Origin of the sequence: Spirosoma pollinicola (assembly GCF_002831565.1) — a bacterium.
Taxonomy (GTDB): Bacteria; Bacteroidota; Bacteroidia; order Cytophagales; family Spirosomataceae; genus Spirosoma; species Spirosoma pollinicola.
Genome location: NZ_CP025096.1, coordinates 7991495 through 8005434, shown reverse-complemented (window position 1 = coordinate 8005434; position 13940 = coordinate 7991495). Strand labels below are relative to the sequence as shown.

The 13940-nt window shown below is 46.9% G+C and carries 17 protein-coding genes; 2 read left to right on the top strand and 15 right to left on the bottom strand.

Features of this window, described 5'->3' with window-relative positions:
- Positions 1–53: 53 nt before the first annotated feature.
- The 6 genes from CWM47_RS33890 to dnaK form a co-directional block, all read right to left on the bottom strand.
- Positions 54–503 carry a hypothetical protein gene (locus tag CWM47_RS33890; RefSeq protein WP_100992940.1) on the bottom strand — a complete coding sequence of 150 codons (450 nt, stop codon included), beginning with the start codon at positions 501–503 and terminating at the stop codon, positions 54–56.
- Positions 500–1165 (bottom strand): acyl carrier protein phosphodiesterase, encoded by a 666-nt coding sequence (locus CWM47_RS33885; RefSeq protein WP_100992939.1) that lies wholly within the window; start codon positions 1163–1165, stop codon positions 500–502. The genes CWM47_RS33890 and CWM47_RS33885 overlap by 4 nt, the downstream gene beginning before the upstream one ends.
- Entirely contained in the window at positions 1162–1698 is a 537-nt protein-coding gene (locus tag CWM47_RS33880; RefSeq protein WP_100992938.1) for a deoxycytidylate deaminase, read from the bottom strand. Before CWM47_RS33880 ends, CWM47_RS33885 begins: the two co-directional genes overlap by 4 nt.
- An 82-nt stretch (positions 1699–1780) precedes the next feature.
- A complete protein-coding gene (locus CWM47_RS33875) occupies positions 1781–2104 on the bottom strand; it encodes a nucleotidyltransferase domain-containing protein (RefSeq protein WP_100992937.1) in 324 nt (107 codons plus the stop codon).
- Entirely contained in the window at positions 2104–2541 is a 438-nt protein-coding gene (locus tag CWM47_RS33870; RefSeq protein WP_100992936.1) for a nucleotidyltransferase substrate binding protein, read from the bottom strand. The genes CWM47_RS33875 and CWM47_RS33870 overlap by 1 nt, the downstream gene beginning before the upstream one ends.
- A 339-nt stretch (positions 2542–2880) precedes the next feature.
- Positions 2881–4815 carry a molecular chaperone DnaK gene (gene dnaK, locus CWM47_RS33865; RefSeq protein ID WP_100992935.1) on the bottom strand — a complete coding sequence of 645 codons (1935 nt, stop codon included), beginning with the start codon at positions 4813–4815 and terminating at the stop codon, positions 2881–2883.
- 264 nt (positions 4816–5079) lie between these two features.
- Here dnaK and CWM47_RS33860 point away from each other — a divergent pair, with 264 nt between their 5' ends.
- The gene (locus CWM47_RS33860) at positions 5080–5415 is read left to right on the top strand and encodes a YrdB family protein (protein WP_100992934.1); all 336 of its coding nucleotides are present in this window, start codon (positions 5080–5082) and stop codon (positions 5413–5415) included.
- Positions 5416–5530: 115 nt separating this feature from the next.
- Here the strand turns inward: CWM47_RS33860 and CWM47_RS33855 are convergent, their stop codons facing one another.
- Positions 5531–6091 carry a DUF937 domain-containing protein gene (locus tag CWM47_RS33855; protein WP_100992933.1) on the bottom strand — a complete coding sequence of 187 codons (561 nt, stop codon included), beginning with the start codon at positions 6089–6091 and terminating at the stop codon, positions 5531–5533.
- A 126-nt stretch (positions 6092–6217) separates the two neighbouring features.
- Here CWM47_RS33855 and CWM47_RS33850 point away from each other — a divergent pair, with 126 nt between their 5' ends.
- On the top strand, positions 6218–6658 hold the full coding sequence (locus CWM47_RS33850) for a nuclease A inhibitor family protein (RefSeq protein ID WP_100992932.1): 441 nt from the start codon (positions 6218–6220) through the stop codon (positions 6656–6658).
- Between the two features lie 90 nt (positions 6659–6748).
- Here CWM47_RS33850 and rplT read toward each other — a convergent pair whose 3' ends face one another.
- The 8 genes from rplT to CWM47_RS33810 all read right to left on the bottom strand — a co-directional run bounded on the left by rplT (position 6749) and on the right by CWM47_RS33810 (position 13743).
- Positions 6749–7093 (bottom strand): 50S ribosomal protein L20, encoded by a 345-nt coding sequence (rplT, locus tag CWM47_RS33845; protein WP_100992931.1) that lies wholly within the window; start codon positions 7091–7093, stop codon positions 6749–6751.
- Between the two features lie 178 nt (positions 7094–7271).
- Positions 7272–7466 carry a 50S ribosomal protein L35 gene (rpmI, locus tag CWM47_RS33840; protein ID WP_100992930.1) on the bottom strand — a complete coding sequence of 65 codons (195 nt, stop codon included), beginning with the start codon at positions 7464–7466 and terminating at the stop codon, positions 7272–7274.
- Positions 7467–7647: 181 nt separating this feature from the next.
- Positions 7648–8205, bottom strand: a complete 558-nt coding sequence (gene infC / locus CWM47_RS33835; protein WP_100992929.1) for a translation initiation factor IF-3 — start codon at positions 8203–8205, stop codon at positions 7648–7650.
- A gap of 197 nt (positions 8206–8402) precedes the next feature.
- Positions 8403–10346 carry a threonine--tRNA ligase gene (thrS, locus tag CWM47_RS33830; RefSeq protein ID WP_100992928.1) on the bottom strand — a complete coding sequence of 648 codons (1944 nt, stop codon included), beginning with the start codon at positions 10344–10346 and terminating at the stop codon, positions 8403–8405.
- A gap of 125 nt (positions 10347–10471) precedes the next feature.
- Entirely contained in the window at positions 10472–11767 is a 1296-nt protein-coding gene (locus tag CWM47_RS33825; protein WP_100992927.1) for a tetratricopeptide repeat protein, read from the bottom strand.
- Positions 11764–12657 (bottom strand): class I SAM-dependent methyltransferase, encoded by an 894-nt coding sequence (locus tag CWM47_RS33820; protein WP_100992926.1) that lies wholly within the window; start codon positions 12655–12657, stop codon positions 11764–11766. The genes CWM47_RS33825 and CWM47_RS33820 overlap by 4 nt, the downstream gene beginning before the upstream one ends.
- Positions 12658–12721: 64 nt before the next feature.
- Positions 12722–13144: an EVE domain-containing protein gene (locus CWM47_RS33815; protein WP_100992925.1), complete on the bottom strand. Its 423-nt coding sequence runs from the start codon at positions 13142–13144 to the stop codon at positions 12722–12724.
- Positions 13145–13167: 23 nt separating this feature from the next.
- On the bottom strand, positions 13168–13743 hold the full coding sequence (locus CWM47_RS33810; protein ID WP_100992924.1) for a DinB family protein: 576 nt from the start codon (positions 13741–13743) through the stop codon (positions 13168–13170).
- Positions 13744–13940 lie beyond the last annotated feature (197 nt).

Sequence of the window (13940 nt, the reverse complement as noted above, 5' to 3'; positions counted from 1 at the left end):
GCCCATGGGATTCAATATCTCTCTTAAGTTGTAAAATTCTCTATTCTATTTCTCTAATCAATTGCCGGATACCCTTTATCGAGCCAATCGGTTTTAAGGTTTTTAGTCAGATTCAGCAACTTGTGGTTCTTAAAGCCAAGCTCGTTAAGCTTCGTAAAGGCCGGACGAACATTGGGGCAGTTTTTGAAGGGGCAGCAACCACAGTAAATAACAATTTCCCGGTTTTTGGGCTCTTTGCTGAGTAGCTTTTCCAGCTTCGCGAGATTTTCGGCTTCGCTACCAGGTCCAACACCAATGGATGTTTTGATCGAGGCTGCTGGTCCAATACTGATAATGAGTGGCTTGAGTTTAGCTGTTGAGTTGATCGTTTCGGCTAAATCAGCGGGTTCCAATAGCTGATCGGGACGCCAAGGTTCGGCGTTTTTCCAGCCAACCTGGGCAAAAACGATACAGAGAATTATGGCTAGGCCAATAAGTGAGGAGATTGTTCTTTTCCTGTTCATGATCGTGAAGCAAACGCATAGCGCGTTTGCTGAATATGTTCGACTAATGTAGGCCAAAATTCAGTAAAATGCATACCAATCTCGTCGTAATAGCGCTCTAAATCCAGTATGGCGGTATCTAACCCCGATGGGAAAGCCGTTCGACGGGCTACCCCTTTTAAAGATCGGTCAACGCCTTCGGTAAATTGATAATTGGTAAGCCAGTCCTGCCGAATCATATAGTCGGTCATACGGGCGGCTCCTGGCGGTAATCGGTTCTGATTTTCCTGCAATGTACGGTAAAAATTCTGAACAAACTCGGTCAGGGATTCGCCGGTGAGCTGCATAAAATTTGCGGCCAGAAAATGGTCAAAGAATATGTCCACAGCGGCCCCGGCATACTTGTGACATCGTGGATGCAGTAACTCGCGAACGGCGGCAACGTCGGGGTGCGCATCGGTAAACGAGTCAATGGCGCGGTGTACGCGAACACCCATAATTTCATCGGCTAGTAAGTTATGACGCGGATTTGCCGGATCTCCCTTAATAAAATCACCGATGAAATTACCGATTAACAAGCCTGTGTAATGATTTTCCAGGCGTGACCCGACCAAGCGTGGCCCGACCGAACGCGGCCCGACCAAACGTGGCCCGGAAAGATAACCGTGCGCCAGTATGTTCATGCCTTCTTTTTGGCTATGGGCGGCTCAGATACTAGTGTAACCCCCTCTCCAGGCACATACTTTTCGACGGCTACTCCAAACGTCCGCAGAAAATCTACGCCCTCATCGGAGCCTATACCTTTATACTCCGCATACGAATGCAAGAAAACCACCCGCGCGATTTTCATACTGTAAATAATACGAGCACAGGCAATACAGGGCGACAGCGTCACATATATGGTTGACCCGTCTATTTCGGAGCCGTTTTTGGCGGCATATAAAATCGCGTTTTGCTCGGCATGCAACGCCAGTGAGCAGGAGCCTTTCGAATCGCGGGGACAACCCACTTCCGGGTACTCCTCGTCGCAGTTATGGGTTCCGGCGGGCGGGCCATTATAACCAATGGAGATGATGCGGGTTTCGCGGGTCAGCACCGCCCCCACCTGCGCTTTGATACAGTGCGAACGCTTAGCCAGATTAACGGCCAAATCCATGTAGATATCATCAAAACGCGGTTTTGTATGAGCGAGAGGGGTATCGGTGGTACGTAACATTTGGTAAAGATACGGCTTGAATCAAGCAAATGGTAGATGTAACCCGTAACTCAGCCAGGTTCGTCCATCGATACACTGTACGTCAGTAGACATCCGAAGTTATCATTGCCACATAAATTGGGATACCAACTCGATTTATGTGGTTAAGCATATCGGGGTTTTTAATTTTATCAAGATGCTGTACATCAAATACATATAAAAGATCAAGTTCTTCTAGTTGAATAGTTAAGTTCAGAAAATCATTGAACGTTAGCTGATTACCCGAAACGGCTAAGTCAATATCTGAACCTGGGCGATTGGTTCCCATCGCTCTCGAACCATATAAATATACTTTCAGTACCGCAGGATTTCGTTTAAAAACCTGGGTAATTTGTGTTAGATTTTCTGCGGTCAAACCGTATTTCATCAGTCAAATAATGTTGATTGTGTCCCTCTCTGTTCAACATCAAGCCGTTGCTTAAGTGCATCAAGTAAACCAAAATAGGTGGCTATTATTGCTTCGGAAATTTCATATGCCGTTTCATTATTGTACGTATGCGACGTTAATTCACGAGCTTTTTTCATTTTTTTCCAGCCTTCAGCATCCAGGATATAGCCATCTTTAAATGCTTGAGACAAAACAGGAGTTGGCCTAATAACATCCAGGTATCCTTTATTTATAAGCAAGTCCTGAAGTGTTTTCCAGGATAGCTCAACTGTATATTCAAACCGCTGAATTAGTCCTTCACGCTCCAATTCGGACAAGTTTTCTATAGTACTGTTCTGAGCAACTTCCGCAAGTTTAGCCAACGCTTTTTTGTAGTTCGAGAAGCGCTGTACCCATCTGACATCCTTACTTTCCATGAAGCAAGATACCTTAAAATTGATTGTTTTTGTAAAATTCTGCACACGAGTGCAACAGGTTGGGCAGGTTACGAGTTGTCTCTTGCCTCATTGAGGCCACCAATACCGGAAACCGAAATTATCAACCTTACCCCTGACTTAGCCGGGTAACCACGTATTCAAGGTGGCCGGGTGGATATGGGAGCTTTTGAGTTTTTCTCTTTTCTTGTCGCTCCCTGCATCCCTATACTTGTACAGAAAAGTAGATAAGCTAAAGACAAAAAAAGCCCCCACCGTTTCCGGAAGGGGCTTTTATGAAAATCAATATAATCAGGATAATCAAATAAATCCGGGTTCAGATTACTTCACTTCTTCGTAAGGCACATCTGAAACGTTGTCACCGGCTGGCTGGCCCTGACCGTTGTCGGCACCGTCAGCCTTTCCACCGAAACCGGCACCGTCCATTGGGTTACCTTCAGCTCCACCACCGGTAGCGCTGTACATTTCGGTCGAAGCCGTTGCCCAGGCTGCATTCAGCCCTTCTAACGCGCTGTCGATGGCGGCTGCATCACGAGCACCGTGGGCCGTACGAAGCGTAGCCAGAGCCGTTTCAATAGCCGACTTGTTGCCTTCCGACAGTTTGTCGCCATATTCTTTCAATTGCTTTTCGGTTTGGAAGATCATCGAGTCGGCTGCGTTGACTTTTTCAACTGCTTCACGCTCCGCTTTATCGGCGGCTTCGTTGGCTTTAGCTTCCTCACGCATCCGGTTGATTTCAGCGTCGGTCAAACCGCTTGATGCTTCAATCCGGATTTTCTGTTCTTTGCCCGTGCCTTTATCCTTAGCCGTTACGTGCAGGATACCGTTGGCGTCAACGTCGAATGTTACTTCGATTTGAGGAACACCACGGGGTGCTGGTGGAATATCGGACAGGATAAAGCGGCCTAACTGGCGGTTCTGAGCGGCCATTGGGCGTTCGCCTTGCAGAATGTTAATTTCTACGCTAGGCTGGTTGTCCGATGCCGTCGAATAGGTTTCAACTTTCTTGCTTGGAATCGTTGTGTTGGCGTCAACCATTTTGGTAAACACACCACCCATCGTTTCAATACCCAATGAGAGCGGGATAACGTCGAGCAGGAGAACATCTTTTACCTCACCCGTTAACACACCACCCTGAATGGCAGCACCAATGGCTACAGCTTCATCGGGGTTAACGGCTTTAGACGGCTTACGGCCAAACAGTTTTTCTACTTCTTCCTGCACTTTTGGAATCCGGGTCGAACCACCCACCAGAATGACTTCGTCAATCTGACTAGCCGACAGACCTGAGTTTTTCAGGGCACGACGGCAAGGCTCCAGACTGCGCTGAATCAGCGAATCGGATAACTGCTCGAATTTCGCCCGGCTCAACGTACGCACCAAGTGCTTGGGAATACCATTTACCGGCATAATATAAGGCAGGTTGATTTCTGTTGAGTTCGAACTCGACAGTTCAACTTTTGCTTTTTCAGCCGCTTCTTTTAACCGTTGCAGGGCCATTGGGTCCTGACGCAGGTCGATAGCTTCATCTTTCTTAAATTCATCGGCGAGCCAGTCGATAATTACCTGATCGAAGTCATCGCCACCCAGGTGTGTATCACCATCGGTCGATTTAACTTCAAACACGCCATCGCCCAATTCCAGAATCGAAATATCGAACGTACCACCGCCAAGGTCAAATACGGCGATTTTCTGATCATGGTTGGTTTTATCCAGACCGTAGGCCAAAGCGGCTGCGGTTGGCTCGTTGATGATCCGTTTTACATCCAGACCGGCAATCGCACCAGCTTCTTTAGTTGCCTGACGCTCGGCGTCGTTAAAATAAGCAGGAACCGTGATAACGGCTTCTGTTACCGTTTGGCCAAGATAATCTTCGGCTGTCTGCTTCATTTTTTGCAGAATCAGGGCCGAAAGCTCCTGTGGTGTATATTGACGATCACCGATCCGTACGCGTGGCGTACTGTTCGGGCCGTTTTCAACGTCGTAAGCGACGTTTTTAATTTCGTTCGTTACTTCGCTATAGCGTTTACCCATGAAACGCTTAACCGAAGAAATCGTATGTTTCGGGTTGGTGATGGCCTGGCGTTTAGCGGGTGCGCCTACTTTGCGTTCGCCGTTGCCATTGTCCATAAATGCGACTACCGATGGCGTCGTCCGTGCTCCTTCGGAATTGGGGATTACGACCGGCTCGTTGCCTTCCATCACGGCCACACACGAATTCGTGGTGCCTAAGTCAATACCAATAATTTTTCCCATGACTGGATTTAGTTTCTTTGTTTGCTGTGGTTGTAAACTGACAGACAACACTACTCTATCAATACAAATGCCAGCCCGAAAAAATGTTCGTATTGCTGTCAGATTGGCAGAATAATACAATTAAATGGGCCATATTGGCGTTCGATCACGTTCTAAAATCCAAAGATGGCAGAGTCTGTCAACAGAATTGGACGAATCGCAAGTCAGCGCTTACACTGAAGAAGGCATGTACAAACGATATATCAATTAAATAATTCACAGACGATGCAACTCATTAAACTACTACATCAGCTTGTTGCCTTTCTGTTAGAAATTGGAATGCTTATTATACTTGGTATGTGGGGATTTCAGGGCGAGAAATCAATAGTTGAAAAATACCTGCTTGGGCTGGGCTTACCCCTTTTAGCAGCTACTTTATGGGGTATTCTGGCAGCGCCAAAATCAGCAAATAGGCTGGATTTACCCTTTCGACTCTTATTTAGTGCTATGGCTTTCGGGCTGGCAGCCTTTCTGCTCTATCGACTTGGCCATACCAGATTAGCCGTCGCATTTGCCTGCATAGCGGTAGTAAGTGTTTTGCTTGAACTGGTTTTCGACTAGCCATTCCAGTCTTACAATACTCCCATCGTTAAACATTAAGCGTCAAATAACTTACCTACTAATGCAAAAAGGCAGACCGCTATGGCCTGCCTTTTACTCTAAAGTTTATATAGGTTTACTTACCGCCGAACATGCCGCCAAGCATACCACCCAGGCCGCCAAGTAAACCACCGCCACCACTACCGGTCTGCTGACCAGCAACCCGCATCAGGTCGTTCATGTCCAGTTTTCCGTCGGCCATAGCTGACCCAGCCATACCCATCCAGTCAACGCCATGCTGGCCGGTAGCGGCACCCAGAATCGAATTGCCATCTACGCTGGAATCGTTTGGATCAGACGCTTTATTCATTAGTTTGCCAAGTACCATAGGGACTACTGCACTCGCCACCGACATGGCTACTGCGGGCGATATACCTAATTTCTCCATTAGGCTTTGCTCAACATGCTGCTGAACACCTTGTGTTACAGGGCTTCCCTGAACGTTTCCGCCACCATTCACAACCATGCCGAGCAGATTGCCTAAACCGCCACCCTGCGCCTGTTGGCCCAGACCACTCATGATACTGCCCGCAACTGTCTGCATGACGCTATCGTTTTGACTATTCGGAATAGCCGGATTATTGATGACCGCCTGGCCGGACTGCTGCTGAACCAGATTCATTAAGGTTTCTAACATGATTTCTTTTGTTTAAAAAAGTTAACGGAAATAGGTTTAATGGAGACCAAGTCTTAAAATTAGCTGGATTTAGCTGCATACTTCAGCAGGAATCGGTTAATTTTAGCGTGAATCTATTTCTTCCCTATGACGAACGAAAACCCGAAAAGTAGCGATGAGGTTTTAAAAAATGGACCCTTAAGCGAACAGATAAGTCCATTACTTACCGATTTACTTTATCCAAGCGAATCAGATGAACCTATTGAAACGGTAACCTGCTACCTGAAACAGGCTGATCCCCTTACGGTTAGTCAAATTAAGGATTGGCTCATGCTGCCCCCGTCCATTTATGTTGAAGAAACTCCCGAAGCTGACTTCTGGGAACCCGTTACCATAGAAGATGATTGGTTTGGCGACGAGGAGAAAGCGCGTACCTCCAGATTTCAGCAACTGAAAACGTTACTGGAAACCGAACTAACAGTCAGGCAAGTATTTCGGGTAGGTGATTCAGAAATAGATGTGTACCTGCTGGGCCTACAGGCAGATAGTGCGCGAACGGGTATTAAAACGAAGATCGTACAGACGTAATAAAAATGGAGCGAGGAGTGAGTAGCAGGAGACAAACTTGCGTTAGCCACTCCTACTACTCACTCCTCGCTCCTATTACTTAATTTCTGTTTACTTCACTTGTCCAACAACGGCAGCAAATGCTTCCGGGTGGTTCATGGCCAGATCGGCCAATACTTTACGGTTGAGTTCGATGCCCGATTTGTTAAGAGCACCCATGAAGGCAGAATATGACATACCGTGCAGACGCGCACCAGCATTGATACGCTGAATCCAGAGACCCCGGAAATCGCGTTTCTTGGCACGACGGTCGCGGTACGAATACCCTAACCCTTTTTCGACAGCGTTTTTAGCTACTGTCCAAACATTTTTACGACGACCAAAGTACCCTTTGGCCAATTTCATTACTTTCTTTCTACGTGCCCGCGAGGCTACGTGATTGACGGAACGTGGCATTGTGTGTAAACTGTTTTTTGATGATCGGCGGGAGTTTAATGTGTAATGTATAATGAATAAAGTATTACGGATACAACCGATTTAATTATTCATTTTCCATTATTCATTATTCATTCCTCTTTACGGGCCGGGCACCGGGTGAAACTTAAAACCAGACGCAACTGCGTCTTTTTTTGTACTAGACGTTCAACAACGCTTTGATGCGACGTTCGTCTGTACGATCAACCGTGGTGTCATGCACAAGATTGCGCTTCTGCTTGGTCGATTTTTTAGTCAGAATGTGACTATGGAAGGCGTGCTTCCGCTTGATTTTTCCAGTGCCTGTCAGCTTGAAACGCTTCTTGGCAGCTGAATTGGTTTTTACTTTTGGCATTATAGTAAACCGCTATGTAATGGAAAATTAAGTAAACAGGCCGCAAAGATACGCAAAAAAGCATTACTGGGTAACTCTCATCACTAAAAACCCCAATAGAACCCAAGCCGATGGCTTATTTCCTATTGGGGTTTCAGTTTAGTGCTATGTAGTGAAGGATTTGCCTCCACTCAATACCTTATTATTTTTTAGCGACGACTACTTTAGGCGACAGGAACATACTCATCCGCTTGCCTTCCAGTTTGGGCTCAGACTCAATCTTGCCATATTCTTCCAATCCTTTGGAAAAGCGCTCCAGCAATTGGAAGCCTCGATCTTTGAAAACGATGGCCCGACCAACAAACTGAACATAGGCTTTCACCTTTGCCCCTTCTTTCAGGAAATTAATAGCGTGCTTAAGTTTGAATTCGAAGTCGTGATCATCGGTATTCGGGCCGAAGCGTATTTCTTTGATAACGACTTTTGTAGCGTTCGCTTTGATCTCTTTTTGCTTTTTCTTCTGCTCGTATTTGAACTTGGAGTAGTCTACAATACGACAAACGGGCGGCACGGCATTAGGAGACACCTCAACGAGGTCAAGGTTTTGCGCTTTGGCCATTGCCTGCGCTTTATTTGTCTCATAGATGCCCTGTTCTACATTTTCGCCCACAACACGCACTTCGCGAGCCAGGATACGCTCATTAACTTTGTAGGGTTCTTCAACCACACGACGGGGTGGTCTCCGCTGGGGTAATGCCATAAATTGTGTTTAGTGTGCTATTTTAATTCGTTTTGAAAACGTACTGTGGCTTAAAAAGTTCGGGAATCTATCGAAAATACTCATTCGGTGCAAGTTTGAGCAAGAAGTTGTACGTAGTAAGTTCATATGTACTAAGCCCCAGAGGCAAACTTTACCTGATCCTTATCACATATGAACTTACTACCGACAACGTATCATTATACTTTTACCTCTGCCTGAAAGGTTTTAACAAAGTCTTCGATGCTCATGCTACCCAGGTCACCCTGGCCTTTGCGCCGAACGGATACAGTACCCTCGGCCGATTCTTTATCGCCCACAATGAGCATGTAAGGCACTTTGTTGATCTCAGCATCCCTGATTTTACGGCCTATTTTTTCGTCGCGCAAATCGACAAAGCCGCGAATATCATTCTCCTGTAAAGTGAAGAATAAATTGTTGGCATAGTCCTCATACTTTTCGGAAATAGGTAGAATGGCAATCTGATCCGGCGAAAGCCAGAGTGGAAAGTTACCCCCCGAATTCTCGATCAAAATGGCAATGAACCGTTCCATCGAACCAAACGGTGCCCGGTGAATCATGACAGGCCGGTGCTTCTGATTGTCGGCACCAATGTACTCCAGTTCAAAGCGATTCGGCAGGTTATAGTCAACCTGAATCGTTCCCAACTGCCATTTCCGACCAATGGCGTCACGCACCATAAAGTCCAGCTTAGGGCCATAGAAAGCCGCTTCCCCCAGCTCGGTAACCGTTGGCAATCCTTTTTCGGCGGCAGCTTCAATAATGGCCGATTCGGCTTTTTCCCAAAGGTCATCGGAACCGATATACTTTGTCTTATTTTCAGGATCACGCAGGGAAATCTGGGCGCTATAGTCTGAAAATCCGAGCGTTTTGAATACATAAAGTACCAGGTCGATCACTTTCATGAATTCCTCCTTCACCTGGTCGGGACGGCAGAAGATGTGCGCATCATCCTGCGTAAAACCACGTACCCGTGTTAGTCCATGCAACTCGCCCGACTGCTCATACCGATATACAGTGCCAAACTCGGCCAGTCGTAATGGCAGGTCGCGATACGAGCGGGGCTTGGTTTTGTAAATTTCACAGTGGTGCGGGCAGTTCATGGGTTTAAGCATAAACTCCTCGTCTGGGTTGGGCGTTTTGATGGGCTGAAACGAATCTTCGCCGTATTTTTCCCAGTGTCCCGACGTTACATATAACTGCTTGCTGCCGATGTGGGGCGTCACAACGGGCGAGTAACCTGCCCGAACCTGCGCTTTCCGAAGGAAATTCTCCAACCGTTCGCGCAGTACAGTTCCTTTGGGTAACCACAAGGGTAGCCCCGCTCCTACTTTCTCTGAAAACGCGAAGAGTTCCAACTCTTTGCCCAGTTTCCGGTGATCCCGCTTTTTGGCTTCTTCGAGCAGGAACAGGTAATCGTCGAGTTCCTTCTGCTTGGGGTACGTAACCGCATAAATACGGGTTAGCTGTTTATTTTTTTCGTTGCCGCGCCAATAGGCTCCGGCCACGTTCATGATCTTTGCCGCTTTAATAAAACTTGTATTCGGGATGTGTGGCCCCCGACAAAGATCCGTAAAAGCACCCTGCGTATAGAACGTGATGGTTCCATCGACCAGCCCTTCGAGCAGGTCAAGTTTATATGGATCGCCTTTTTCCTCAAAATAAGCAATGGCATCGGCCTTGCCCATTGGGGTGCGGATATACTGCTGTTTCTGGCGGGCCAGTTCGAGCATTTTATCCTCTACTTTCTTGAAGTCTTCCTGCGAAAAAGGCTGTCCACCGAGGTCGACATCATAATAAAAACCGGTTTCATTTGGTGGCCCAATACCGAACTTCACGCCCGGATACAAGGCTTCCAGTGCTTCGGCCAGTAAGTGAGCTGATGAGTGCCAGAACGTGGATTTCCCTTCGGTATCGTTCCAGGTCAGCAGTTGGACATTGGCATCTTCCTCAATAGGTCGTGTGGCATCCTGCACCACCCCATTCACTTTGGCGGCCAGCACATTACGCGCCAGTCCTTCACTAATTTTCATGGCAATATCCAACCCGGTGCTTCCTTTGGGATACTCCCGAACGCTGCCATCTGGCAGCGTTACGCGGATTTGTTCGTCCTGCGCAATCATACTTTTACTAATTAAATTGTGGGCACCCGCGGCTTACCTACAACTGCAAGCCACTTATAGTATTTACGATGTACGATTTAGGCTGACATACCATCAATCGTGCATCTTAATTCAAATATCATAAATCAATTAATCGGTTTTATGGTTCGCTGTAGCGAATCGCCGGCACTCGTTGTTACGCGAGGCTTTGGCTGAATGGTAGAAATACGAACCCGGGTTGTGTCGATCACTGTCCGGCTTCGCACCTGCGCCATCGGTTTAGCTACCGTATCCGGCAAAAATAAGGAGTTATACGAGTTTTGTGCGTATTGTCTTCGTTGTGAACGCCATAAACCGGCAGCAGCCTGTTGGTCGGTGGCGTTTTGCTGGCTTGCTTTCGTGTACGCTGCAATGGCGAGATCATACTGGCCCATCTGCTCATGGCAATACCCTATGTACGTATCAATACGCGGAAACTGAGGCCGAAGTTGCTGAACACGCTGATAATTACCCAGTGCGGCATAATAATTCCGGTATTTCTGATCGATCAGCCCCACCTGAAAATAAGCTTGGTAGTAATTCGGCTGCACTTTCATGGTCTGTCGATAATACGTCATGGCACTATCAAGTTGCCCAACTGTGTGGTAAATCAACCCCCGGCCGTAGTAAAGACGGGCATTATTAGGAAAATACCGTAATGCCTGCTGGTTATAGGCGAGAGCCGAATTTAAATCACCAAGTATCCTATAGATAGACGCTAATTGATTATACGTTTCCAGATAACGGGGTTTCAGCCGAAGTGACTGCTGATAAAGGGCTAATGCCTGTGCGGTATCGCCTTGCCGGGCGGCCATAAGTCCATTAAAAAAGTAGGCTTCCCCATCATAAGGAGCCATTTGCAGTGCTTTGGCTACGTATAGTTTAGCCTTATCGAATTGATTCTGCTGTTGTAATAAATCCCCCTGCAAGGTGTATAGTTCGGGGGTGTCGATACCCAGTATTTCTGCTCGCTGGGCGTTTTGAAGGGCTTTAGCCGGTTGCTGCAAAGCCCGCAGAATCTGAGCGCGGGTTAAATAATAGGCACCTGCATTATCATTCCGGCTGATGGCTTCGTCAATATCTTCGAGGGCATCACTCATCCGGCCCATTGCCAGCAAAATAGCCGCCCGTTTAGCATAAGCCGATGCAGGCGATGATTGGTTGATGGCCAGTGTGAGCGCCCGTAATGCACCCTCAACCCGACTACTATCGCCAGGTTTAGGGAAATCCGGTATATGGGCCGTCTGCCGATCGTTGTTACCGCAGGCGAAAAGAAAAAGTGAAAGAGCGAAAAAGTGAAAGAGCGAAAGAGTAAAAGAGTGAAAGCGCGATTTACACCTGTTCTCACCTTTATTCTCTCGCTCTTTTACTCTTTCGCTCTTTCGCTCTTTTATACTGTTCATGATGCGAATCGATAAAATACACCTAAAGGTAGCCGCTTTTGATGGCTATCTTCCATGCATAACTCACCCCATTCGGGATTTGGGACGTTGCCGAATATTTGGCCCATCAGGTTTTCCAGAATAAGCGACGAGAAGCCCAGCGAGTACAAATTGATAATAAAAAAGAAATCGCTGCGGTCGAGCAAATCAGCACAAGACTTGAGTAAGTCGTTGATCTGCTCTTCTAACACCCATTTTTCTCCATCCGGCCCGCGACCATAGGCAGGTGGGTCAAGAATGATGCCGTTATAATGGTTGCCCCGGCGAACTTCGCGCCGAACAAACTTTACTGCATCTTCAACTACCCAGCGAATATTATCCAACTCACTATGGTCCATGTTTTCTCGTGCCCAACTAATAACCGGCTTTACGGCGTCGACGTGCGTAACATCAGCGCCTGCCTGACGAGCGGCCAGCGACGCACCACCCGTATAGGCAAACAGGTTCAGGACTTTGGGCCGGGGAACTTCAGCAGAAATAGCCTTTATTTTGTCGTGTATATATTGCCAGTTGTTCGCCTGTTCGGGAAAAATTCCCACGTGCTTGAATGTTGTCAGGGCGAGCTTAAACTTCAGATTCAAGCCCCCTTGTTTAAATGTAACGTACCAAGGGTCACGCATATCGGACGATATTTTCCAATCGCCCCGCTCGGGTGATTGCTTATCCCGCCTAAAAGTCGCCTGTGCCTGATCTTCCCATTCAGCATCAGAAAGCGATTTATCCCAAATTGCCTGAGGCTCAGGCCTAGACAGGATATACTCGCCGAAGCGTTCGAGTTTCTGGAAATTACCTGAATCTATTAACTCATAATCTGCCCATTTCTCAGGGGTAATCAGTTGTATATCAGCCATGTTTATTGTCAGTGAAGAATGAAGAGTGAATAGTGAAAAATAGTTTCACCTTATTCTTCACTATTCACTCTTCACTATTATTCTGTCCCATTTTCAAAATTAGTTCAAACTCATCGACCCGAACGGGCATGACCGACAAGCGAGATTGTTTGATGAGACTAATCGTTGCCAGCAGGGGTTCGGCTTTGATATGCGCCAGTGTGACAGCTTTATCCAGGGCCATTACTGGTTCCAGTTCGATGGCCACCCAACGGGTGTCTTCAGGTATGGTTGGGTCCGGGTAACACTCGCGCACAACACGTGCCAGGCCAACGACACCGGGCTTGGTAACACTGTGGTAAAACAGAACCTGATCGCCCAGTTGCATGGCTTTCAGGTTATTACGGGCCTGATAATTGCGAACGCCGTCCCAGACGGCACGGCCTTGTTCAATAAAATGGTGCCACCCGTAGGTTTCAGGTTCTGATTTAACGATCCAGTAATTCAATGAGTGAATGAGATATATACTTATTAATAATAATCGTCGTGTTCGCTGCTACTGCCGAAAGGTGAACCGTATTCATCTGCGTCATTATCATCGAAACGAGAACCAGTGGCTTTAACAGCTAATGCTTTTTGGATAATCATAATCTGACCTGTGTGATATAGATCATGATTGATAATACCATGAAGCATATCGTAGTACGTATATGTACGGCCAGGCACAATATCTTCTAAAAACTCATCGTCGTCGCGTTTATCGAGTTCATTGACAAGTTCTTCCTGGCTCAAGCTTAGCTCCATTTCCAGGGCTTCCCACTCAAATGCATCGATCTTGTCGGGTAAGGCGCCAAAATCTTTATTAGGGGTTGTAATATCGAACAACTCGTCACCCTGCATTTTTTTTACGCAGAATATACGCCAGCTGGTCATGTGAAAAACCAGTTCGGCAATACTGTGCGTATTGGGCGCAATCCGTCGGCCAGCCAAATCGGGCGTTACTCCTCTCAATGCATCTACGACCGATGGACCATGCCAAGCCTCTTCTCCTTCATAGGTCGTATTTAATAAATCAATGATGCGGATTAGTTCATCGTTTGGGATCATAATCAATTCTGATAATAGCGTTACCTGATTAGCTTGGGGCGTAAATCATTACAGCCAGTACAAGTCAGCGACGTATCTTTTCTGGTTAAAAACCGGCGTAGTATTTCAGTTTACGTTAGCCAGAAGTTGGATATTTTATTTAAAAACAGCTTTATTAACCCGTTTAGAGATTCTAATGCTGAAATAATCGACAAAGG